The organism is Flavobacterium sp. KH_035, assembly GCF_057839565.1.
The window spans coordinates 3,910,494-3,932,588 of sequence record NZ_CM174492.1 but is presented as its reverse complement, the minus strand read 5'-3'; the positions used below and the strand labels follow the sequence as shown (position 1 = coordinate 3,932,588).

The window sequence follows — 22,095 nt, the reverse complement described above, 5'->3', positions numbered from 1 at the left end:
AAATTGATTTTAACATTGCCATCGTTTTTTGAAATTGATTTTTGACATTGAAAAAACAATATACTATGAAAATATCAGGGGCTGAAGCCGTTATAAGATGTTTGTTAGAAGAAGGGGTAGACCTGCTTTACGGTTATCCGGGAGGAGCAATCATGCCGGTTTACGATGAATTATATAAATTTCAGGATCAACTGCACCATGTCTTGGTACGCCATGAACAAGGTGCTACACATGCCGCTCAGGGATACGCCAGAGCGACAGGAAAAGTAGGGGTAGCTATTGCAACCTCAGGACCGGGAGCAACAAATCTGGTGACCGGAATTGCCGATGCTCAAATCGATTCGACACCAATGGTTTGTATTACAGGTCAGGTTGGAAAACATTTGCTGGGATCTGATGCTTTTCAGGAAACCGATATTATCGGGATTTCGACTCCGATAACAAAATGGAATTATCAGGTTACCGAAGCCGCTGAAATTCCTGAAATTATTGCAAAAGCATTCTACATTGCACGTTCCGGACGCCCGGGACCTGTATTAATTGATATCACTAAAAACGCGCAGTTTGACAAGTTTGATTTTAGCTATGAAAAATGTACCGGAATCAGAAGTTATACACCCGTTCCAAAACTAAAATTAGACAAAGTTGCAGAGGCTGCTGCTTTAATCAATAGCGCTAAAAAACCTTTTATCGTATTCGGTCAGGGCATCATACTCGGGCAGGCTGAAGCCGAATTTAAAGCTTTACTTGAAAAATCTGGAATCCCAGCTGCCTGGACTATTTTAGGTCTTTCTGCCCTTCCAACAGATCATCCATTAAATGTGGGAATGTTAGGAATGCATGGAAACTACGGACCAAATTTACTAACAAACGAATGTGATGTTTTAATCGCTCTCGGAATGCGTTTTGACGACCGCGTTACCGGAAATCTGAATACTTATGCCAAACAGGCAAAAGTAATTCACTTTGAAATTGACCCTGCTGAAATTGACAAAAACGTAAAAACAGAAGTAGCCGTTCTTGGAGATGTAAAAGAAGCTTTAGTTGCTTTATTGCCGTTAATAGAGTCGAAATCACACGATTTATGGCATAACGAATTTAAAGAACTGCAGAAAATTGAATATGATTCTGTTATCAAAGAAGAATTAAATCCAACCAATAATAAAGGAATTTCAATGGGTGAAACCATTGAAATGATTAACAAACACTCGAAAGGGGATGCCATTATCGTTTCAGATGTGGGACAGCATCAAATGTTTGCCTGTCGTTATGCCAAATTTAATTCGACCAAAAGCAACATTACTTCGGGAGGATTAGGAACCATGGGATTTGCTTTGCCTGCAGCCATCGGCGCTAAAATGGGAAAACCAGATCGAGAGGTAGTAGCTATTATTGGTGATGGAGGTTTTCAAATGAACATTCAGGAACTGGGAACGATTTTTCAGACTAAGGTGCCCGTTAAAATTGTCATCTTAAACAATGAATTTTTAGGAATGGTACGTCAGTGGCAAGAATTGTTTTTTGACAACCGATATGCATCAACAAAAATGATCAATCCAAATTTTGTTGCTATTGCTGAAGGATATTATATCAAATCTAAAAAAGTAACACAAAGAGAAGATTTAGATGCTGCCGTCGCAGAAATGCTGGCTTCAAAAGATTCTTATTTCTTAGAAGTTATGGTAGAAAAAGAAAACAACGTATTCCCAATGATTCCAACGGGAGCATGTGTTTCTGAAATTAGATTAAGCTAAAGAAAAAGTTTCAGGTTTCAAGTTTTATGTTTCAGGTTCAACAACTTGAAACGTGAAACTTGAAACAAAATAAACTAAAAAAACAATGGAAAACAGAACATTTACCATATCGGTATACTCAGAAAATAATGTGGGGCTATTAAACAGGATATCCGGAATATTCTTAAAGCGTCACATTAATATATTAAGCCTAAACGTTTCTGAATCAGAAATTGACAGTGTTTCCAGATTCATTATTGTAGTGGAAACAACAGAGAAATGGGTCAAAAATATCGTAGGACAAATTGAAAAACAAATTGAAGTAATAAAGGCATTCTATCACACCGATGAAGAGACCATTTATTTAGAAAACGCTTTGTTTAAAATTGCTTCAAGTTTGTTATTTGATGAAAAGCAAATTCAAAATATCATCAAGGACAGTCAGTCTACAATTGTAACGGTATCTCGTGACTTCTTCGTGATTTCAAAATCCGGAAGACGTTCTGAAATTGAAGAATTATATTCAAAATTCAAACCTTACGGCATCATGCAGTTTGTACGTTCGGGAAGAATATCGGTCTCAAAAGAAAAAATGGAAATTTCAACGCTGTTAGAAACATTCAAATAGTATCATTCCATCTATTAACCAATTATTAAATTACAACATTCATTAAATATTTTTAAAAAAAATGGCAAATTATTTCAACACATTACCACTTAGATTACAATTAGAGCAATTAGGAGTTTGCGAATTTATGGAACAATCAGAATTTGCAGACGGGATTTCGGCATTAGCAGGAAAAAAAGTTGTCATTGTAGGCTGTGGTGCACAAGGTTTGAATCAGGGTTTAAACATGAGAGATTCCGGTTTAGACATTTCATATGCATTGCGTGCAGATGCAATTGCTGAAAAAAGAGCATCTTATAAAAATGCTACTGAAAACGGATTTAAAGTAGGTACTTATGAAGAATTAATTCCAACTGCTGACTTAGTTTGTAATTTAACACCGGACAAACAACATACCGCTGTAGTTACTGCCATTATGCCTTTAATGAAAAATGGATCAACTTTATCGTATTCTCACGGATTCAACATTGTAGAAGAAGGAATGCAGATTCGTAAAGACATCACCGTAATTATGTGTGCTCCAAAATGCCCGGGATCCGAGGTTCGTGAAGAATACAAAAGAGGATTTGGGGTACCAACACTTATCGCTGTTCACCCGGAGAATGATCCAAACGGTTTTGGTTTAGATCAGGCAAAAGCTTACGCTGTAGCCACCGGAGGTCATAAAGCCGGAGTTTTAAAATCTTCATTCGTTGCTGAAGTAAAATCAGATCTAATGGGAGAGCAAACTATCCTTTGCGGATTGTTACAAACCGGTTCTATTTTATGTTTTGATAAAATGGTGGAGAAAGGAATCGATAAAGCATATGCTTCAAAATTAATTCAATACGGATGGGAAACTATCACTGAAGCCTTGAAGCATGGTGGCATTACCAATATGATGGACCGCCTTTCAAATCCTGCAAAAATCGAAGCTTACGAAATTGCTGAAGAATTAAAAGACATCATGAGACCATTATTCCAAAAACATCAGGATGATATTATTTCAGGAGAATTCTCCAGAACCATGATGATTGACTGGGCTAATGATGATGCAAACTTATTAAAATGGAGAGCTGCAACAGGCGAAACAAACTTTGAAAAAACAGCTCCGCAAGAAGCTCCAATTTCAGAACAGGAATATTTTGATAATGGAGTTCTAATGATTGCAATGGTAAAAGCCGGTGTTGAGCTAGCTTTCGAAACAATGACAGAAGCAGGAATTATCGAAGAATCAGCTTATTATGAATCCTTACACGAATTACCTTTAATTGCAAACACTATTGCAAGAAAAAAATTATTCGAAATGAACCGCGTTATTTCAGACACAGCTGAATATGGTTGTTATTTATTCGACCATGCCTGCAAACCGTTATTGACTGAGTTCATGAAAACTGTAGAAACAAACGTAATAGGAAAACCATTCTCTACCTCAAATGGTGTAGATAATGCTATATTGATTGCTGTAAACAAAGAAGTTCGTCAACATCCTATCGAAGAAGTAGGAGCATGGTTGAGAGAATCGATGACAGCAATGAAAAAAATTGGATAATAAATTGGGAATTACCACATATTTGATTGTGGAATTTGCACTGTATCTCTGTTCTATGTAATATTTTGAATTAGTAAGCACTTATTAAGAAAAATGGATATAGATGCATATTGCATTCACTTAACTTCCGTAAGTAAGTATGTAAGTTAAGTGAAGCTAATCCCTAATGAAGGGGAGTATATTTAGCAATAGATATACTTGTTGAAAGTTTCATTTTAATTAATAAAGCTGCTACTATTTTCAAAATATGACAGAACATTGTCGCACCAGAAGTACAAAATTAATTGTTATTGAAATTGTTAAAATTGAAAAGGCATGGTATTCATTTATCGTGCCTTTTTCGCAAATATGCTTTTTTTCTTCAAAAAGCTATTTTTTAAATTATACCTATTAAAAAGCAATATTTTTTTTAATATGTGTTTTTTTTTACTATTATTTATGAATTAAATAATTTTAAGAATACACTGATATTTAATACATTTATAAAAAAATTCCAAAAACGTATGAGTTATTATAAAATTGAAAATTTAGAACAATATTTTAAACATTACAATAAGTCTATAAGGGAGCCTAGGAAATTTTGGGGAAAAATAGCTGAGGAAAATTTTACCTGGTACCAACAATGGGAAAAAGTAGTTGACTTTAATATGGGGGATGCTGAAGTAAAATGGTTTACGGAAGCAAAAGTTAACATTACCAAAAATTGCATTGACAGGCATTTAAGCAAAAGAGGAGAGAAAACGGCTATAATTTTTGAACCGAACGATCCATCTGAAAGTGCCTTACATATAACGTATAATGAGTTATACGAAAGAGTTTCAAGAATGGCGAACGTTTTGCGTGAGCAGGGTGTTCGTAAAGGAGACAGAGTTTGTATCTATTTGCCAATGATACCGGAACTAGCTGTGGCGGTATTGGCCTGTGCCAGAATCGGAGCTATTCACTCTGTTGTTTTTGCAGGATTTTCAGCTTCTGCTGTATCTGCGAGAATAAATGATTGCGAATGTAAAATGGTTATTACATCTGATGGAGGATACAGAGGTAATAAAAACATTGACCTTAAAGGAATCGTTGATGAGGCATTAGATACCTGTCCATCAGTTACTAAAGTTTTGGTCGTAAAAAGAACCAATACTCAAATTAAAATGAAAGAAGGTCGTGACGAATGGTTACAGCCTTTATTAGATAGTGCTTTAGACAATAGTGTAGCCGAAATAATGGACGCTGAGGATCCGTTATTTATATTATACACTTCAGGTTCAACAGGTAAACCAAAAGGAATGGTACATACCACAGCCGGATATATGGTTTATACTGCTTATACCTTCAAAAATGTTTTCAATCACGAAGAAAATGATATTTTCTGGTGTACTGCCGATATTGGATGGATTACAGGTCACTCTTATATTTTATACGGACCTTTATTAAACGGAGGAACCACTGTAATTTTTGAAGGAGTTCCGTCTTATCCTGATTTCAGTCGTTTTTGGGACATTATCGAAAAACATAAAATCACACAATTTTATACCGCACCAACAGCAATTCGTTCACTTGCCAAAGAAAGTTTAGATTATATTCAAAAATATCCTCTAAAATCACTTAAAGTAATTGGATCCGTTGGAGAACCAATCAACGAAGAAGCCTGGCACTGGTTCAACGATCACGTTGGAGACAAAAGATGTCCAGTAGTGGATACTTGGTGGCAAACGGAAACTGGTGGAATTATGATTTCGCCAATTGCATTTGTAACTCCAACAAAACCAACCTACGCAACTTTGCCATTACCTGGAATCCAGCCGGTATTAATGGATGAAAAACGCAATGAAATAGAAGGAAATCAGGTTGTTGGTAGTTTATGTATTAAATTTCCATGGCCCGGAATCGCCAGAACTATTTGGGGAGATCACCAACGTTACAAAGACACTTATTTCTCTGCTTTCCCTGGAAAATATTTTACAGGAGATGGTGCTTTAAGAGACGAAGTTGGATATTACAGAATCACTGGTAGAGTAGATGATGTTGTGATTGTATCTGGTCATAATTTAGGAACAGCTCCTATTGAAGACGCGATCAACGAGCATCCAGCGGTCGCTGAATCTGCTATTGTTGGATTCCCTCACGATATCAAAGGAAATGCATTATATGGTTTTGTAATTCTGAAAGAGACAGGAGAAGTTAGAGACAGGTCGAATCTTAGTAAAGAGATCAATCAGTATATTTCTGATCACATTGGGCCAATTGCAAAACTGGATAAAATTCAGTTTGTTTCCGGTTTACCTAAAACACGTTCCGGAAAAATTATGCGCAGAATTTTGCGTAAGATAGCTGAAGGCGATCTTTCTAATTTTGGAGATACGTCAACACTATTGAACCCTGAAATTGTAGAAGAAATTACAAAAGGTAAAATTTAGTACTTCTGATCAATAACAAAAAAGCCTCTTAAATTTCTTAAGAGGCTTTTTTGTTATTGAATAAGGAAAATTTAGAACAAAATTCTATCTAAGCTCATCCGTTTATTTAATTCCTAATCTGGATTTTAGTTTCAGAAACAATAGTGCAATTTTATACGCATCTTCTGCAGAAGAATTTCTATCGCTTTTTGGAATTTTGTAAATCTCACTTAAATCATCCAGCGAAAATTGCTTGTCATTAATATCCATTAATTTACGATACATCATATCAACATCCAAAGCTTCGTTTTTTAATCTTCCACAATCCAGACGTTCCAATGCTGCATTAAGCATTTCAATGTCAAAATTAATATGATGGCCAACCAGGATCGAATTTCCTATAAAATTAATCAAAGCCTCCATCGCATCAGGTTCCGGCATCTTCATCATTTTGCTCTCAATGATAAACTCATTGGATAGTCCGTTATCCTGCAAAAATTTATATTGCAATAAAACAGCTTCAAAATTGTCTTTAATCACAATGCTATCATCAATAACCGAAAAAGCCCCCAAAGACAAAATAACATCTTTATTGGGATTTAATCCGGAAGTCTCTGTAGACAACACCACAAACCTATTTGGTTTAACTTCAAATTTTGTCAAGTACTCCTTCCAAAAGTCCGGATACTCTTTGTTGATATTTTTAATCCAGTCTAGCATACTTTATGAGAATTGTGTAAGTTGAAATTTACTCTTAATTAATTCCTCAAGGTCTTTCATTGGGGTTAAGGCATTTTTTAACTTTTCTTTGTCTGTTTTAGATAATTCTCTTAAGTTAATATATTGTCCGGAATCATCATTCTTCAAACCTTCAACAGTTCTAAATTTTGACAAGGTCAGAAAGGCCTCTGCACAGCTTAAATAAATTTCGGCATTTTTAGAATCTGTAATCGCCAATTGTTTGAATCTCAAATAAGTATTTTTAATCCCTTTTATATTAGCATTCAAAATCAGTAAACGAGCTGAATCAATCAAAGGCATTAATGCACGGGTTTTAATATCAAATTTTGTTTTATGTGGTCCTTCTTCTTCAACAATAAATTTTTTGAAAAAACTTAAAGGAGAATTGCGTTTTAAAGCATCATTTCCTAAAAAGTCAAAAAACAACGTATTGTTCACAGCATTTTTAAAGATCACATTTTCAATAACTTCCTCAATTTTTGGTTCCCCAAAAACAATCTCATAATCAAAGAAAATACTGCTCAGATCGTTACTATTTTCACCTGGAGTATTCATCCAGCTGTTATACTGTTTTGTCCAGTCTGTCAATGACTTACACCAAAGCATATTACTTCCCATGTGTCCGTTTGGACAAAGTTCATAACCTACTTTTTCGAGGATCGATGTGGTTCTTTTGGCTAGTCTTAAAAAGTAATCTTTAACTTCTCTGTATTTATCAGGAGCTACATCTTCAAAAATCAGAATACTGTCCTGATCGGTAAGCAAAAGCTGTTCTTTTCGCCCCTGACTACCAATACTTAACCACGCAAAACGAGCAGGAGGGGAGCCCAAATCTAAAATAGAAAGCTCTACCGCACGCTTAATAATGGCCAGGTTGATTTCACTGGCAATATTACTGACATGTGAAATTGGAATATTCTTCTGAATCGAATTCTGAATCAAATCAGACAAACGATCTCGTATTTGTTTTAGATCTTTCGGTAACTGCGAACGTTTCACTTCTTTAATTAAAACACCAGGGTTACTGGCTTGTGCTACAATTAAATCGTGTTCAGAAATAATTCCTTTTACCGCAGATTTACTAGTACCGTCTTTAGTAACACATAAATGGGTAACATTATGCTTTAACATCAACAATTGTGCTTCAGCCAACGATACATTTTCAATAACGGTAACTACCGGCGAAGACATAATCTTGTCAATCGTTTCTGTAATAGGATAGCGGCCTGTAGCAATTTTTGAAGATAAATCGGCATTGGTTACAATACCAATTGGATTATTTTTTTCGCAAATCACAATATTATCTACCATTGATTCAGTCATCAAAATGGCAACATCTTTTATAATATGATTAGATTCTGTTGTTAAAGGCGAATTGTTATAAGCTAAGGATTGAATGTACTGCATTTCTGATTGCTGATCTACATAAAAAGCAGTATCAGAAATCAATTTTCCATTAGAATGCACGTTATCCTTTGCATGTCTTGAATTTATAGCAAAATTCTCGAGTAAAAAATTCAAAACATCTGAATTATTCGCAACAAATGGTCTAAAAACAGCAATTGGAATAGCATAAATAATACTTTCCTCACGTGCTTTAGCTGTCATCATATAATTATTCTTGGCAAAAAACGGGCGTAAACCAAAAATATCACCTTCATGACATTTGTTTATAATAGTTTCCTCAGCATCAGCAATTGTAGTCAGATTTACAATACCTGAAGCTACAACGTAAAAGCTGTCATGAAGCAGGTCATTGTTTTGAAACAATACTGCATGTTTTTCTAAATTGATAACACGAATGTTCGTTGCAATATCAGATAATTCCTGAAAAGTTAAATTATCAAATGGCGGGTATTCTTTTAAAAAATCTGCAATATGCTCAGCAATTGTATTCATATGTTTGATAATTTTTTTAAAGTATCGAATGTAAAAATAATAAAATAATATGGTACAATGAAAGCATTTTAGTCAGAATATAATTATTTTAAAGAAATGTTAAATATTGTCGTTTTAAAGGCTTTAAAATGTTTTATTACGATTCAAAAACACAATTTTGATTTGTTTTTGATAGTTGATTTAGAATGCAAAGAGCACATAAGATTCCAAACAACTCATTTTTAAGCGTTTCATGGAATTGTTCAAAAAATCTTTTACTGGAGAATCTATCAGTTCATGAGGAGTTACCTGAATTTTCTATTTTACATAATATAAATTATAGGTCAAATTGTAAATCGTAAATAATCACTAAATCACTGGTATTTAAAGCCTTCGTTCGTTTTAATGAATTGCTTTGTTGTCAGACTGTAATACCTATTAGTATATTTTGTAAACATTCAGAAACTAAAATTTCAATACCATGCTAAGCCCCGTTTGCTGAGATTCTCATAAAATATTATTTTGAAAATTATTTTTCAAATTCCGCAAAATTCAATTCATAATGATTTATACATTATCAGCTAAACTTGCAAATTCTATAAAACTTAATTTATAGCCAGTGATACGTCCTTTAAAAACACCATGCAAATCCCGTTTGCTGAGATTCTCGTAAAATATTATTTTGAAATTTATTTTTCAAATACTGCAAAATTCAACACATAAGTACGACAAGACTTACTTAGTAATCAAACCTTATACAAGATGCTTTATACCGCAAAAGCATAATTTAGAAACAACATTTCCCAGTATGCCTTAATTATTAGAACTAAAAATCCTATATTTGACATTTATGACAGAAGCCATATGACAGACAAGAAAATACACCAAGGAAGAAATATTAAGCGTTTTCGTGAAATGCTAGGAATAAAGCAAGAAGTACTTGCGTATGAATTGGGTGATGACTGGAATCAAAAGAAAATCTCTCTTTTGGAACAAAAAGAGTCTGTAGAAAAAAATATCTTAGAACAGGTTGCTAAAATCTTAAAAGTTCCTGCAGAGGCCATCGAAAACTTTGATGAAGAACAAGCCATAAATATTATCTCAAATAATGCCTCTTTTGACAATTGTCAACAACCAGCTTTTTTTAATAACCAGCCTACCTTTAACCCTCTTGATAAAATGGTGGAGCTTTACGAGCGCATGCTTGAACAACAAAACCAGATGATTGACAGATTAGAGAAGCTGATTCGAGAAAAGTAGTATAAGTCAACAAGTAGCTTTAAGTATTGCCTTTTCCTACTAGTATAACTTCATTAAAACTGTTTCTTTCGGAACTAGATCATCACCACCTCTTTTTGCAAATTGTAAAAGATCTTCCTTTACAAATAAAACCGCACTTGCAGAACCGTCTTTACCTTTGATGCTAATTTGAGCTTTTTCACCAAGTGCATACACATTACCGTCAACCTCCATGACACCGCTAACAAATTTTTCGTTGCTGCTTGTAATTTCGGCCGTTCCGAATATTTTGTTATTGGATTGCGCCAAGTTTAATTTCAGTACATATTCCTTGCTGCAAGTTTTACAATTTTCAGTGCTCCATGTTCCGGTAAATTTATTGGCCTGTGCATACGATTGAAAGCTTACGAGAATCAGTAATAAGAGAATTTTTTTCATGCGTTTTAAAATAGGTGAAATTTATCAATCAAATATAAACGAAAAAAAGCACCACAAAATGTGTGATGCTTCATATTTCTCATATTTGAAAAATTATTTTAATTTTTTCAAATAAACCGATTTTCCGTTTAGAGCAACATTTATTTCATTGTTCTTTTCTGAAAAAGTTGTTCTCAGCGCATTTCCTTTAAAAATAGTAACGTCTCCGTAAACTTTTCCGGTTGCGTCAGAGACATACTCAAACAGCAATTTTTTATTGTCCGGTTCAAGTCCAATTTTATAACTTGAAAATTTTGAATTTGTTAAATCAAATTCCTGATGCGTGTCAATGATATTACCGTCGGCATAAAAATTAGTAACCGTTTTACTTAAAGTAATGTCCGGATAATACTGATTGACTTTTTCCAGCAAGGCATATTGCGCTGGAGTTGCATCTTCTTTTTTAGAAGTAATTGTTTGTGCAAATGAAATTGTTGTAAAAATAAGTGTAAATAGTACAATGTAATTTCTCATAATTTTAAATTTTTAAGATTAGTATTAAAATGATTTTTGGCAATCTATTTATGCGTAATACACCCAAACTTTTATTAAAAAAGGTTTAAATTACACTACAAGATATGAAATCTTTACCTTTGCAAAAAATGAAAAGCAATTTTTTAAGAAAATGACAACAAAAAAATACATTAAGCTCATCCTTATCTTAGGTTCTTTAACAGCACTTGGCCCTTTTTCAATTGATATGTATCTGCCTGGTTTCTCAGGTATAGCAAAGGATTTACATACTTCAGTCGCCAAAGTTTCGATGAGTTTATCGAGTTATTTTATTGGAATTTCGGCCGGACAATTACTTTACGGACCATTATTAGATCGTTTTGGAAGAAAAAAGCCTTTATTTATAGGTTTGATGATCTATATTTTGGCTTCTTTAGGTTGTATTTATGTAACTAACATTGATTCGTTTATCTTTTTACGATTTGTTCAGGCCATTGGAAGTTGTGCTGCTACGGTAGCATCTGTAGCCATGGTTCGGGATTTGTTTCCTGTAAAAGATATTCCTAAAGTATTCTCTTTATTAATGCTTGTTGTTGGGCTTTCTCCTATGCTGGCGCCAACAATTGGAGGTTATGTTACAGAAGATTACGGCTGGCATACTGTGTTTTTTATTTTGATGTGTATGGGAATTGCAATTCTCATAGCGTCTCAAATTGGTTTACCTAACACCTACAAACCGGATACTTCAATATCGTTAAAACCAAAGCCGATTATTACCAACTTTTTAAAAGTACTTAAAGAACCTCAGTTCTACACTTACGCCTTTACAGGGGCTATCGCTTTTTCGGGTTTATTTTCATACGTTGCGGCCTCACCTATAGTTTTTATGGATATTTATAACGTTGATGCTAAAACTTACGGCTGGATTTTTGCTTTTATGTCGGTTAGCTTTATTGGTTCAAGCCAGTTAAATTCGGCCTTACTGAAGAAGTATTCCAGCGAACAAATGATTTTTGGTGCGTTGATTTCACAGTCTGTCATTAGTATTGTTTTTCTAATTTTGGCTTTAAATGACCTTTTAGGACTATATGAAACTATTGGAATGTTATTTTTATTCCTGGCTTGTCTGGGAATTTCAAATCCAAACACTGCCGGTCTTACGTTAGCTCCTTTTGCTAAAAATACGGGAAGTGCCTCGGCTCTAATGGGTGCTATTCAGCTTGGTTTAGGAGCTTTGGCTTCATTTGCTGTTGGAATTTTTGTAAAGAATTCTGTTGCGCCAATGGTGGCTATCATGACAACAACTACCATTACAGCTTTTATTGTTTTAAATATTGGTAAGCGTTTTATAAAGCAAAAAATAAAAGTTTCTAAGGATGATGATGTTGTGATTGGTCACTAAAGATTATTAAATTCCAAATTCCAATGAATTGTGAGTATTTCATTGAGCATAAAAAAGCCAGATTCTATTACGATTCTGGCTTCTTATTATAATATAGTTTGTATCTTTTTTCTTTTTGGAATTTAAAAGATTGAGATTTATTTTCTAAGATCTTTTATCCGGTCTGATAATCATTCTCAAAGACTGATCTCTTGCAAAATAAGCAACCATCCAGTTCCAAAACGTATTTAATCTGTTTCTATAAGTAATTAAGGATATCAAATGGATAAACAGCCAGATAATCCAGGCAAAGAAACCTTTAAAATGCCATTTTGGACTAGGTAAATCTACAACCGCTTTGTTTTTTCCAATAATTGCCATAGAGCCTTTGTCATTGTACAGAAACGCCTTTAAAGGTTTGTTTTGTACCATTGCTTTAAAGTTTTTGGCTAAATTCAATCCTTGTTGAATAGCCACCTGAGCCACTTGTGGATGTCCGTCGGGGAAATTTTTATCTCCCGACAGAATTGCGGTATCGCCAATAGCATATATATTATCTAACCCATTTACTTTGTTGTATGAATCTGTAGCCATGCGTTTTCCACGGCCGTAACTTTCAACTGGAATTCCTTCAAAAGTTTTCGCAGAAACTCCGGCAGCCCAGATCAGATTTTTCGTTTTAATGGTCTCGCCGTTAGCGAAATGAACGGTATCATCAATATAGTCTGTAACACGAGTATGAAGTTTAACTACAACTCCTAATTTAGTAAGTGCATCCAGAGTGTCTTCCTGAGAAGCTTTACTCATAGGCGAGAGGAGTGCGTCTCCCCCATCGACCAAATAAACATTACTCGCAGAGGTTTCCAGTTCCGGATATTCTTTTAACAGAATGCTTTTTCGCATTTCGGCAAACATTCCGGATACCTCCACTCCTGTCGGTCCGCCTCCTGCTACCACAATGGTTAACAATTTGCGTCGTTTGCGAATATCTTTGGTAATTGCTGCTTTTTCAAGGTTTTTAAGCAGTGCGTTACGCATTTCGATGGCATCGTTTAAAGTTTTCATCGGAATAGCGTTTTTCATAACGTTTTCCATTCCAAAATAGCTCGTTTCCGCACCGGTTGCAAAAACCAAATGATCGTATGTTAATTCTCCATTATTTAGGATAATTTTATTCTCAGCCGGAACAACAGAAAGCAATTCGCCTAAACGAAATTGCAGATTTTTTTTTCCGGCAAAGAATTTTCTAAAAGGATAACTGATGCTTGAGGGTTCTAAAAATGCAGTTGCAACCTGATATATAAGTGGTGGGAAAAAGTTATAATTATTCTTATCTACAAGTGTTACATGTATTTGAGGATGGTTAACCAATTCTTTTGCAAGATTGATTCCTGCAAAACCTCCTCCTATAATTACTATCTTCATATATGCTGTTTATTAAGTAAGATTATACTAAAATTACCTTATAAATATACAACATAAATTAGGAAAGTAAATTGCCCAGAATATTACTTTTTGAATTTTTTAACAGGTTTTTCAGCCACTTCAACTTTGTTCTGCAGAACATAATTTGCTAGCAATTTTTCGATCAATTCATCCTTAGTCAAATGATGAAAAACCGTTTTTACTTTAGTTTTCAAATCTGTTGAAATATCATGATTCGGTTTTGTTTTGAAGATTTGTTTGGCCCATAAAAGGGTATTGTTCTCTTCAAGACTTGCTACCGAAGGCTTTTGAAATTTAGTGAATTTAATTCCCAGTTCTTTTTCAAATTCAGGAATTTCGACTACTTCTTCCTCTTGTAAAACAGTTAATGCAAGTCCTTTTGCCCCAGCCCTTGCTGTTCTTCCGCTACGGTGAACATAATTTTCATAAGTATCTGGTAAATGATAGTTTACCACATAAGAGATTTCTTTTACATCAATTCCTCTTGCCGCCAAGTCGGTAGCGACTAATATGTTGATATGTCCTTCACGAAACTGCTCCATAATTCTGTCTCGAATTCCCTGTGATAGACTACCATGAAGCGCTCCTGAAGAAAAACGATTGATTGCCAGATTCTTGGCCAGTTTATTGACTGCAGCTTTGGTTTTACAAAAAATAATACCGCGTTCACCTTCTCTTGAATTTAAAAAATGCATTAAAACATCCAGTTTTTCAATTGGATCTACTACAATATACTCATGATCAATTCCTTGATTACCAACAGTTTCCATGCTTGCACTAACCTGAACTACATTTTTATTTAAGTAATTCTGAATCAACTGCTTGATTGTTCCCGGCAAAGTAGCAGAAAACAATAAAGTACGGTGCTTTTTAGGAAGTTCGGCAACAATTTCGTCTAAACTTTCTTTAAGAATAGAAACCATTTCATCGGCTTCATCCAATACTAAATAGTCGGTTTGTTTTAGATCAATCGCTTTACGCTGAATTAAGTCGATCAAACGTCCCGGTGTTGCTACTACAATATGGGTTGGCTGAGTCAATCGCTCAATTTGCGGCTTTATTGGAATTCCCCCACAAGTCGAAGCGATAGATATGTTTGGAATGTGTTTTCCAAAATCCTCTAAATTTCTAAATATTTGTTGTCCAAGTTCTCTTGTTGGAACCAAAATAACAGCCTGAACTATAGGAGACTCTGTATTAATTAATTGTAACAAAGGCAATCCAAAAGCTGCTGTTTTACCGGTTCCGGTTTTGGCTAAACCAACTACATCGTGAGCTTCTGCTAAAAGTAACGGAATTGTTTTTTGCTGGATTTCTGTTGGTTCAACAATGTTCAATTCGCTTAATGCTTTTAAAATTGGTGCTGAAATTCCTAATGATGAGAATTGTTTAGACATCTTTTATTTTTGTTTATTTTGTTTTTATTTGTTTCAAGTTTCAGGTTGCTTTGAGAACTTAAAAATGAGCTTCTAGTAATTTGCAAAGGAGAAATTGCAATAGAATAGATTATTCTAAGATGCTATTTCTCCTTTTAAGAATATAATTTTGTTTAATGAAACCTTGGAACCTGAAACAAAATTTCTCTATTCATCCGGTTCGTTCATGATTTTTTCACGATACTTTTTACCAATAAGTAAAACTAATTTTAGTTTGTAATCGTCAACCAGCCATTCGCGGTAGTTTTTACTACATTGGCTTAAGCATTTTGCATAACGTTTGATACGGCATTCTATATCATCATCAAGTTCTTTACCTAATGATTTTGCTTCTTGTAAAGTTTCTGTATTGTCAACACACATCGCAGCATGCTGCTCCAATGATTTATCCAATACAACTTTAGATCGTAAATTTTGTTTGATGATTAATTTATGTTCTTCATCAACATCAAAAGTAACATCGGCTGTTTTGCTGAATTTAGCACGTAATTCCGGTGGCATACTGTATTTGAAATACAATTCGATCTCTGTGTCATCACGTAGGTTTTCTAAATAAAACTCGGGTGATTTAAAAATGTGCTGCCAATTTACCGGCTCACTCCACAAACCAAAACGAGCGGCATTATTACCAAGATCAATCACTGTAAATTCATCTTTTCCAGGTAATTTACGAGATCCACGGCCAATCATCTGATAGTATAAAGTTAATGATTTTGTTGCTCTGTTTAGGATAATCGTTTCAACTGTTGGCTCATCAAAACCGGTTGTCAAAATTCCCACAGAAGTTAAAATCGCGTCAGGAGTCTTTTTGAACCACTGTAAGATGTCTTTACGCTCTTCAGAACTACTGGTGTTATCAAGATGTCTGATATCATAACCTGCTTCTCTAAACGTTTCATACACGTATAACGAAGTATGAATACCATTATTAAAAATTAGGGTCTTTTTACCTAACGAACGTTCGGTATAAGCATGCAGTAATTTTTCCTGCATGATGGTATTCGTATATAAATCATCTGATGATTTTACAGTATAATCACCATTGATACCAACTTTAAGTGACGTTAATCCAACATCATAACTATAAGTAGTCGCACGCGCCAGAAATCCTTTGTCGATCAATGAACTAATGGTGTCACCCACAATAAGTTCATTATAACTCTGATGCATTGGTAATTTTATGTTTGAACTCAACGGTGTTGCTGTTACTCCAAGAATAAAAGCATTTTTGAATGAGTTTAATAGTTTTCGGAATGAGTTATAATGTGCCTCATCAATGATAACCAAACCAATGTTATCTAAATGTAACTTCTCGTCGTTGATCCGGTTTTTCAATGTCTCCACCATCGCCACGAAACATGAAAAATCGTTTTGATCCGGTAACTCTTTTACTTTACTATTAATAATTTTATTAGAAACACCAAACCCCTTTAGCATTTTTGAGGTTTGCTTACAAAGTTCGATACGGTGTGTTAGAACAACCACTTTTTTATCATTATTAGCTAAATAACGACGAACGATTTCGGAAAAAATCACTGTTTTTCCACCACCAGTAGGTAATTGATATAATAAATGATGTTTCGAAGGAGCATTATCTAAACGTTCAAAAATGGCATCGATATCGCCTTTCTGATATGCATAAAGTTCTTTTTTCTCTTCTCTTTCTATTTCTAAAGTGTTTTGAGACATTGTTTATTTTTGGATTTTTGCAAAAATACACCGAAAAAACAGTTTTTCACTTTATTTTAACCTAAAATAAATGTTTTTTTTAAATAAGATTTTTTATGAGAACTACTCTTATTAATCGATTTTCTCTAAAATTGCCTCAAAATCATACTTATTTTTCCATTTTTGTTGAAGAGTTTCTTGTTGAATGGCAATAATTCTTTCTTTAAAATCAGGCAAAATTCCATTGGAAATTGAAAAATTCACAGCCTGTTCAAATGAATTCAGAATACTTTTGTAAAACAATTCCTGCTTAACCGGATTTTGTGACGAATACGTTTGCGCGATCTCTATATTGTAAAGCATAATATCAGCCACAACAAAAGGATCTACTCCTAACAGCATAAAATGTTTGATGTATTTCTGGGCTACCGAGCGACGCAATTTTGCTTTAGGGCGTCTTTTGGCTCCGGCTTTTTTAATTGGGAAATATTCATGCGAAATCTTCACCTTACACTCCTGCAACAATTTATCCTCTTTTGGATCAAAAGCAAAATCGTAATACACTTTAACAGGACTAAACTTTTCATACAATTCGATAATTTGCTCTTCGAGCTGCTCTTTGCTTAATCCGACTAAGTATTTTTTTAAATCGCGTTTACTCATTATCAAAGTTTAAGATTACAAAAGTAAATTACTTTCCTGATTCATATCGCAAAAACCAACGATAATACTTAATTTTGCTAGTATTAAACTCAAAAAATAGAATATGCTCAAGATTTTCAAAGTTACTGCAATTTTAGAGGGAATCTCTTATTTAGTATTGTTTACCAATATGCTTTTCATCAAAACCAATAATCCTGAACTTTATCATACCCTGTTACGTCCGTTAGGAATGACCCATGGCGTTTTATTTATCGGATATGTACTGTTGGCATTTTTACTTAAAAAACCACAAAATTGGGATTTAAAAACCTTTGCAATTATACAGATCGCCTCTCTAATTCCGTTTGGAACTTTTTATGTAGAAAAAAAATACCTGGAGAATAATGCCTAGACTTTTGGATAAAATATTTAATTTTTTATACCCTATTTTTAGAGATTGGGGCATGAGTCGTAATATGGCTTCTTATGTCAGCCTGATCTTTAATATCGCCATCATGGTGATACTGGCTTATGCTATTTATTATTTGGCAAAATTTGTTTTGGTTACACTGACTGCTGTTTTCGCTCAGCGTACCAAAACAAAATTTGATGATTATCTGATTCACAATAAAACAACCAAATACACAGCATACCTAATTCCGTTTTTCTTTATTTACAAGGCAGTTCCAATTATTCTGGACAAGTACGAATACTGGGAGTCAGTTTTTGGGAAAATAGTTGGTGTTTATATTGTTTTGCTTGGATTGTGGATTACCAGAACCATTTTTAATGCCTTACGCGATTATTTAAAACAAAAACCGGAATACAGCGATAAACCTATCGATAGCTTCGTTCAGGTTATTATGATCGTGCTCTGGATTTTTGGAGTTGCCATTATTATCTCAAAGTTATTTGGAATCAAACAAGGCGAATTACTTACTATTCTAGGAACACTTTCTGCCATTATTATATTGATTTTCAGGGATACTATTCTTGGATTTGTTTCGAGTGTTCAGGTGGCTATAAACGATATGGTTCGCATTGGTGACTGGATTACGATGGATAAGTTTGGTGCGGATGGAGATGTTATCGAGATTAACCTGACGACTGTTAAGGTCCGAAATTTTGACAATACGATTACCACAATACCAACTTATGCTTTGAGTTCTGATTCTTTTCAAAACTGGCGCGGTATGCAGAAGTCTGACGGACGACGAATCAAAAGACACATTTTGATCAAAAGCAGCAGTATTCGTTTTCTGAATGATGAGGATTTAAATCAAATGAAGAAGGTACAATTGATTTCTTCTTACATCGAAACCAGACAATCCGAAATCGATAAATACAATGATTTACGCGGTGTCGATAAAACTTTAGCGCTTAATGGCCGAAATATGACTAATTTAGGACTGTTTCGCAAATACATCATGCAGTATTTGGTAACACACCCAGGTTTGAACAAAGACATGCACATGATGTGCCGCCAGTTGCAATCGACTGCGAATGGAGTTCCTTTGGAGATTTATGCTTTTTCAAGTGATAAACGTTGGGCCAACTACGAATATATTATGGCCGATATTTTTGACCATGTAATGGCTTCTGTTGAATATTTTGACCTTGAGATATTCGAATTGCCGTCGAAAATTGGGCATTTAAATTAGTTTTCAGTCACAGTCACAGTCTTCAGTTTTTACTGAGACTGAAAACTGAGACCGCGACTGAAGCTTATTTCTTAACTTTTTCAAAAACAAACCCTGATTCGTTATATTCTATAGGCACTTCAGGTAAAAAAAGAGGAAGATTCATATAGGTACCAATTATCCCTTTCCCTAAAATAAATTTATTTTCTTTTTTCAGTAAAGCCAACGGAATTCTTCTCCAGCCTCCTCCATTGGAAATAAAATGAAAGTCACCTCTTAAAGTATCTCCTTTAATGTTTCCTCTTACATCTCCGGAATCCTTACCAATTTTATGGTAGAAAATTTCATAACGACCGTAAAATCTCTTGTCGTTTATATGAATATCTAAGACGGCTGTATCACCTTTGTGAACCGCACGATAAACGGCATGATTGTAAATTTCTTTATTTTCTTTTGAATTACAGGACAGTAAGAAAACAAACGATAAGGTAACGAGTATAATTTTTTTAATCATTTTTGAAGATTTATACCGTATAAGATATAAAAGAACTATAGACGGTCTTTTACGAATTCAATTTGAGTTTTTCCGTGAGCTTTAGGTTTACCGTCTTCATCGAGATTAACCATTGTAGTTTTGTCTATGGTGATGATGATTTCACGGGTCATCATGTTACGTACTGCGCATTTTAGAATTAGTGAAGTATTTCCAAATTTTATAACATCTATTCCAATTTCAACAATATCCCCTTGTCGGGCAGAACTCTTAAAATCAATTTCCGACATGTACTTGGTTACGACTCTTGTGTTTTCTAACTGAATGATCGTGTACAAAGCCAGTTCTTCATCGATCCAGGCGAGTAACTTTCCGCCAAATAATGTTCCGTTTGGATTTAAATCTTCGGGTTTGACCCATTTTCTGGTATGAAATCGCATAATATTTAGTTTGAATAAAAAATTTTGTATCGGATTTTTTTCTAAATTTAAAGAAAAAACATGGAAACGAGAGACACTTTTTTAAAAGAATTCAGAGGCGAAACTTTAGGAACTATAAGTGCTCAATCTTCACAAGATGAGTTGTTTCAAAATCAAACGATTAGACCCATCCTAAAACTTCAGAATGATTTATTTGTTGCGGTTTTTATCAACTATGTCAATAAAAATAAAGCTGATTTTTACTCTTACACTGTCGAAAAAAAACTCCAAACAATCGAAAACTCCATTCAAAAGGACATTAAATTTCGAAATTCTTTGAAAGGAATTGTAATTGCTCTTTTTACAATTGAAGAATATGAAACATATATTCAAAACTCTTCAAGTTTAAACAAAAGAATGATGAATTTATTGATCGACCGATTGAAAAGTCAGGTACAGTTGTTTGAACTGGAGTCGAATTCGAATTAAATACTTAAAATGAATATAGAATTTACTGAAGATAAAAAGCAAAGTTTTTTCGCTTATAAAAATGATGAATTATTGTTTTATTCCACTATAAAGTTTAACTGGTTAAGAAAGAATTTAGTTAAAATTTTTAATTCTAATGATGATCTAATTTTAGAACTGCAAAGTTATGAGCCTGTTTTCAGTTCTCCGAAGTATAAAATTTTATTTTAGAATAAGCAAAAAACAAAGGATATAAGTGAAATTACGGAACTAAATTTATTCTTTGATATCAATAAAAAAATAAGAAAAACAAATGAGAATCTCTTTTCTTTCAAAACTGGTTTTTCTTATTATTCGAATAGAACTAAAATAGCTGATTTAAAAATAAAGTATTGGAGCTCCAAAATGTCTTTGCAAATTAATGATGAAAACATCGAGTTTCTTGATCCTATAATAATTCATCTTTTATCAACTTACACAGGACATAATTCTAATGTAGACTAATAGTTCTATAGTAATTTTTAATCAAATCCGAAATAAACATCCATTAACAAACGAAAAATGGATCGAATACACAAACTACTTCAAGTGTCTTGAAGTTCCATTAAAAATTTGCCCAACCCAGTTGTTATTAAAACTTCTGTTCCATCAATTTCTTAGGAGCAAAACCAAACAGCTTTTTAAAAGCAAATGAAAAATGAGATAAATCTTCAAAGCCTAAATCCAAATAAATATCCGACGGCTTTTGATTCTTTTTCTCCATTAAAAAATAGGCTTCTTCTAGTCTTTTCTGAATCAACCAGTGACTTGGTGTGGTATTAAAAATTTTAGCAAAATCTCTTTTAAAAGAAGATAAACTTCTTCCGGTGAGATAAGCAAAACGTTCCAAACTTACATTAAATTTGTAATTGTGAAGCATAAATCGCTCTAAATTGATCTTTTCGGGTATTGTAAAATCAAAGAAAATAGCCGCTAATTCAGGTTTTAGCTTTAATAAAACCATCACTAATTCTTCTCGTTTTATATCTGAGAATGTATCATCTATTGCTCCTGTCTGGTTGTAATAAGGCGCTAAGGACCGAACAAAATTAGGAATCAACTCATTCTTTTCTAATGTTACAAAAGCTTCTGCTGGTTTTGAAGCTGAAGCTGTGATCTGATGTCTGTCCTTAATTTTCTTTAAAAACTGTTCGTCCAGAATTATAACTACTTTTTCAAATTCGTCATTTTCTTTTTCTTTGTTGTACCGCGCAAGATAATTTTTTCGGACAATACAATAATCCCCGGATTTTAAGGTGTAATTTTTATTGCCATCATAACCGTGGACTGTTCCTTTTGCGAGGTAAAGAAAAAAATGCTCCGCAATGAACTGTTCAGGCGAAATCTCGGGTCCGATATAACATGATTTTATCTCTGTAATTTTCATTGTTTC

General features: G+C 33.9%; 20 protein-coding genes. 9 read left to right on the top strand and 11 right to left on the bottom strand.

Annotation, left to right across the window (positions count from 1 at the left end; genetic code table 11):
• The first annotated feature begins 65 nt into the window (after nucleotides 1-65).
• The 4 genes from ilvB to acs all read left to right on the top strand — a co-directional run bounded on the left by ilvB (nucleotide 66) and on the right by acs (nucleotide 6,303).
• The gene (gene ilvB, locus AC3IS6_RS16225) at nucleotides 66-1,754 is read left to right on the top strand and encodes a biosynthetic-type acetolactate synthase large subunit (RefSeq protein WP_489160873.1); all 1,689 of its coding nucleotides are present in this window, start codon (nucleotides 66-68) and stop codon (nucleotides 1,752-1,754) included.
• 85 nt (nucleotides 1,755-1,839) lie between these two features.
• Nucleotides 1,840-2,361 (top strand): acetolactate synthase small subunit, encoded by a 522-nt coding sequence (gene ilvN, locus AC3IS6_RS16220; RefSeq protein WP_173967725.1) that lies wholly within the window; start codon nucleotides 1,840-1,842, stop codon nucleotides 2,359-2,361.
• 61 nt (nucleotides 2,362-2,422) lie between these two features.
• Nucleotides 2,423-3,892 carry a ketol-acid reductoisomerase gene (ilvC, locus tag AC3IS6_RS16215; protein ID WP_489160871.1) on the top strand — a complete coding sequence of 490 codons (1,470 nt, stop codon included), beginning with the start codon at nucleotides 2,423-2,425 and terminating at the stop codon, nucleotides 3,890-3,892.
• Nucleotides 3,893-4,395: 503 nt separating this feature from the next.
• Nucleotides 4,396-6,303 (top strand): acetate--CoA ligase, encoded by a 1,908-nt coding sequence (gene acs / locus AC3IS6_RS16210; protein ID WP_489160869.1) that lies wholly within the window; start codon nucleotides 4,396-4,398, stop codon nucleotides 6,301-6,303.
• 102 nt (nucleotides 6,304-6,405) lie between these two features.
• Here the strand turns inward: acs and AC3IS6_RS16205 are convergent, their stop codons facing one another.
• Together AC3IS6_RS16205 and AC3IS6_RS16200 are read right to left on the bottom strand one after the other, a co-directional pair.
• Nucleotides 6,406-7,002: a 3'-5' exonuclease gene (locus AC3IS6_RS16205; protein WP_173967721.1), complete on the bottom strand. Its 597-nt coding sequence runs from the start codon at nucleotides 7,000-7,002 to the stop codon at nucleotides 6,406-6,408.
• 3 nt (nucleotides 7,003-7,005) lie between these two features.
• Entirely contained in the window at nucleotides 7,006-8,922 is a 1,917-nt protein-coding gene (locus tag AC3IS6_RS16200; protein ID WP_173967720.1) for a DUF294 nucleotidyltransferase-like domain-containing protein, read from the bottom strand.
• An 843-nt stretch (nucleotides 8,923-9,765) separates the two neighbouring features.
• On the opposite strand from AC3IS6_RS16200, the gene AC3IS6_RS16195 reads away from it, so the two are divergent.
• Complete coding sequence (locus AC3IS6_RS16195; RefSeq protein ID WP_489160866.1) at nucleotides 9,766-10,161, top strand: helix-turn-helix domain-containing protein; 396 nt, start codon at nucleotides 9,766-9,768, stop codon at nucleotides 10,159-10,161.
• Between the two features lie 39 nt (nucleotides 10,162-10,200).
• On the opposite strand, the gene AC3IS6_RS16190 is transcribed toward AC3IS6_RS16195, so the two are convergent.
• The gene (locus AC3IS6_RS16190) at nucleotides 10,201-10,578 is read right to left on the bottom strand and encodes a hypothetical protein (protein ID WP_489160864.1); all 378 of its coding nucleotides are present in this window, start codon (nucleotides 10,576-10,578) and stop codon (nucleotides 10,201-10,203) included.
• Between the two features lie 93 nt (nucleotides 10,579-10,671).
• Entirely contained in the window at nucleotides 10,672-11,091 is a 420-nt protein-coding gene (locus tag AC3IS6_RS16185) for a hypothetical protein (RefSeq protein ID WP_489160862.1), read from the bottom strand.
• Between the two features lie 151 nt (nucleotides 11,092-11,242).
• Here AC3IS6_RS16185 and AC3IS6_RS16180 point away from each other — a divergent pair, with 151 nt between their 5' ends.
• A complete protein-coding gene (locus AC3IS6_RS16180; RefSeq protein WP_489160861.1) occupies nucleotides 11,243-12,472 on the top strand; it encodes a multidrug effflux MFS transporter in 1,230 nt (409 codons plus the stop codon).
• Nucleotides 12,473-12,616: 144 nt separating this feature from the next.
• Here AC3IS6_RS16180 and AC3IS6_RS16175 read toward each other — a convergent pair whose 3' ends face one another.
• The 4 genes from AC3IS6_RS16175 to AC3IS6_RS16160 form a co-directional block, all read right to left on the bottom strand.
• Nucleotides 12,617-13,876 (bottom strand): NAD(P)/FAD-dependent oxidoreductase, encoded by a 1,260-nt coding sequence (locus AC3IS6_RS16175; protein WP_489160859.1) that lies wholly within the window; start codon nucleotides 13,874-13,876, stop codon nucleotides 12,617-12,619.
• Between the two features lie 83 nt (nucleotides 13,877-13,959).
• A complete protein-coding gene (locus tag AC3IS6_RS16170) occupies nucleotides 13,960-15,294 on the bottom strand; it encodes a DEAD/DEAH box helicase (protein WP_489160858.1) in 1,335 nt (444 codons plus the stop codon).
• Nucleotides 15,295-15,480: 186 nt separating this feature from the next.
• Entirely contained in the window at nucleotides 15,481-17,022 is a 1,542-nt protein-coding gene (locus AC3IS6_RS16165) for a DEAD/DEAH box helicase (RefSeq protein WP_173967875.1), read from the bottom strand.
• 111 nt (nucleotides 17,023-17,133) lie between these two features.
• Nucleotides 17,134-17,664 (bottom strand): DUF6155 family protein, encoded by a 531-nt coding sequence (locus AC3IS6_RS16160; RefSeq protein ID WP_489160856.1) that lies wholly within the window; start codon nucleotides 17,662-17,664, stop codon nucleotides 17,134-17,136.
• Between the two features lie 103 nt (nucleotides 17,665-17,767).
• Between AC3IS6_RS16160 and AC3IS6_RS16155 the strand changes: the two genes are divergently transcribed.
• Nucleotides 17,768-18,055: a DUF3817 domain-containing protein gene (locus tag AC3IS6_RS16155; protein WP_173967873.1), complete on the top strand. Its 288-nt coding sequence runs from the start codon at nucleotides 17,768-17,770 to the stop codon at nucleotides 18,053-18,055.
• Nucleotides 18,048-19,304 carry a mechanosensitive ion channel family protein gene (locus AC3IS6_RS16150; protein ID WP_489160855.1) on the top strand — a complete coding sequence of 419 codons (1,257 nt, stop codon included), beginning with the start codon at nucleotides 18,048-18,050 and terminating at the stop codon, nucleotides 19,302-19,304. The genes AC3IS6_RS16155 and AC3IS6_RS16150 overlap by 8 nt, the downstream gene beginning before the upstream one ends.
• Before the next feature lie 64 nt (nucleotides 19,305-19,368).
• Here the strand turns inward: AC3IS6_RS16150 and AC3IS6_RS16145 are convergent, their stop codons facing one another.
• Together AC3IS6_RS16145 and AC3IS6_RS16140 are read right to left on the bottom strand one after the other, a co-directional pair.
• Nucleotides 19,369-19,797, bottom strand: coding sequence for a hypothetical protein (locus AC3IS6_RS16145; RefSeq protein WP_489160853.1), 429 nt, complete (start codon nucleotides 19,795-19,797; stop codon nucleotides 19,369-19,371).
• Between the two features lie 35 nt (nucleotides 19,798-19,832).
• Nucleotides 19,833-20,216, bottom strand: coding sequence for an acyl-CoA thioesterase (locus AC3IS6_RS16140; RefSeq protein ID WP_489160851.1), 384 nt, complete (start codon nucleotides 20,214-20,216; stop codon nucleotides 19,833-19,835).
• Nucleotides 20,217-20,276: 60 nt separating this feature from the next.
• On the opposite strand from AC3IS6_RS16140, the gene AC3IS6_RS16135 reads away from it, so the two are divergent.
• A complete protein-coding gene (locus AC3IS6_RS16135; RefSeq protein WP_489160849.1) occupies nucleotides 20,277-20,684 on the top strand; it encodes a glyoxalase in 408 nt (135 codons plus the stop codon).
• A 610-nt stretch (nucleotides 20,685-21,294) separates the two neighbouring features.
• Here AC3IS6_RS16135 and AC3IS6_RS16130 read toward each other — a convergent pair.
• Nucleotides 21,295-22,089 (bottom strand): helix-turn-helix domain-containing protein, encoded by a 795-nt coding sequence (locus tag AC3IS6_RS16130; RefSeq protein WP_489160847.1) that lies wholly within the window; start codon nucleotides 22,087-22,089, stop codon nucleotides 21,295-21,297.
• Nucleotides 22,090-22,095: the final 6 nt, after the last annotated feature.

What these genes read in the sequence shown, in the direction of transcription:
- AC3IS6_RS16175 (WP_489160859.1), bottom strand. Translation starts at nt 13,876, where the DNA reads ATGAAGATAGTAATTATAGGAGGAGGTTTTGCAGGAATCAATCTTGCA.
- AC3IS6_RS16170 (WP_489160858.1), bottom strand. Translation starts at nt 15,294, where the DNA reads ATGTCTAAACAATTCTCATCATTAGGAATTTCAGCACCAATTTTAAAA.
- AC3IS6_RS16200 (WP_173967720.1), bottom strand. Translation starts at nt 8,922, where the DNA reads ATGAATACAATTGCTGAGCATATTGCAGATTTTTTAAAAGAATACCCG.
- AC3IS6_RS16180 (WP_489160861.1), top strand. Translation starts at nt 11,243, where the DNA reads ATGACAACAAAAAAATACATTAAGCTCATCCTTATCTTAGGTTCTTTA.
- ilvN (WP_173967725.1), top strand. Translation starts at nt 1,840, where the DNA reads ATGGAAAACAGAACATTTACCATATCGGTATACTCAGAAAATAATGTG.
- AC3IS6_RS16130 (WP_489160847.1), bottom strand. Translation starts at nt 22,089, where the DNA reads ATGAAAATTACAGAGATAAAATCATGTTATATCGGACCCGAGATTTCG.
- AC3IS6_RS16165 (WP_173967875.1), bottom strand. Translation starts at nt 17,022, where the DNA reads ATGTCTCAAAACACTTTAGAAATAGAAAGAGAAGAGAAAAAAGAACTT.
- ilvB (WP_489160873.1), top strand. Translation starts at nt 66, where the DNA reads ATGAAAATATCAGGGGCTGAAGCCGTTATAAGATGTTTGTTAGAAGAA.
- ilvC (WP_489160871.1), top strand. Translation starts at nt 2,423, where the DNA reads ATGGCAAATTATTTCAACACATTACCACTTAGATTACAATTAGAGCAA.
- AC3IS6_RS16140 (WP_489160851.1), bottom strand. Translation starts at nt 20,216, where the DNA reads ATGCGATTTCATACCAGAAAATGGGTCAAACCCGAAGATTTAAATCCA.
- AC3IS6_RS16145 (WP_489160853.1), bottom strand. Translation starts at nt 19,797, where the DNA reads ATGATTAAAAAAATTATACTCGTTACCTTATCGTTTGTTTTCTTACTG.
- AC3IS6_RS16160 (WP_489160856.1), bottom strand. Translation starts at nt 17,664, where the DNA reads ATGAGTAAACGCGATTTAAAAAAATACTTAGTCGGATTAAGCAAAGAG.
- AC3IS6_RS16155 (WP_173967873.1), top strand. Translation starts at nt 17,768, where the DNA reads ATGCTCAAGATTTTCAAAGTTACTGCAATTTTAGAGGGAATCTCTTAT.
- acs (WP_489160869.1), top strand. Translation starts at nt 4,396, where the DNA reads ATGAGTTATTATAAAATTGAAAATTTAGAACAATATTTTAAACATTAC.
- AC3IS6_RS16150 (WP_489160855.1), top strand. Translation starts at nt 18,048, where the DNA reads ATGCCTAGACTTTTGGATAAAATATTTAATTTTTTATACCCTATTTTT.
- AC3IS6_RS16190 (WP_489160864.1), bottom strand. Translation starts at nt 10,578, where the DNA reads ATGAAAAAAATTCTCTTATTACTGATTCTCGTAAGCTTTCAATCGTAT.
- AC3IS6_RS16205 (WP_173967721.1), bottom strand. Translation starts at nt 7,002, where the DNA reads ATGCTAGACTGGATTAAAAATATCAACAAAGAGTATCCGGACTTTTGG.
- AC3IS6_RS16195 (WP_489160866.1), top strand. Translation starts at nt 9,766, where the DNA reads ATGACAGACAAGAAAATACACCAAGGAAGAAATATTAAGCGTTTTCGT.
- AC3IS6_RS16185 (WP_489160862.1), bottom strand. Translation starts at nt 11,091, where the DNA reads ATGAGAAATTACATTGTACTATTTACACTTATTTTTACAACAATTTCA.
- AC3IS6_RS16135 (WP_489160849.1), top strand. Translation starts at nt 20,277, where the DNA reads ATGGAAACGAGAGACACTTTTTTAAAAGAATTCAGAGGCGAAACTTTA.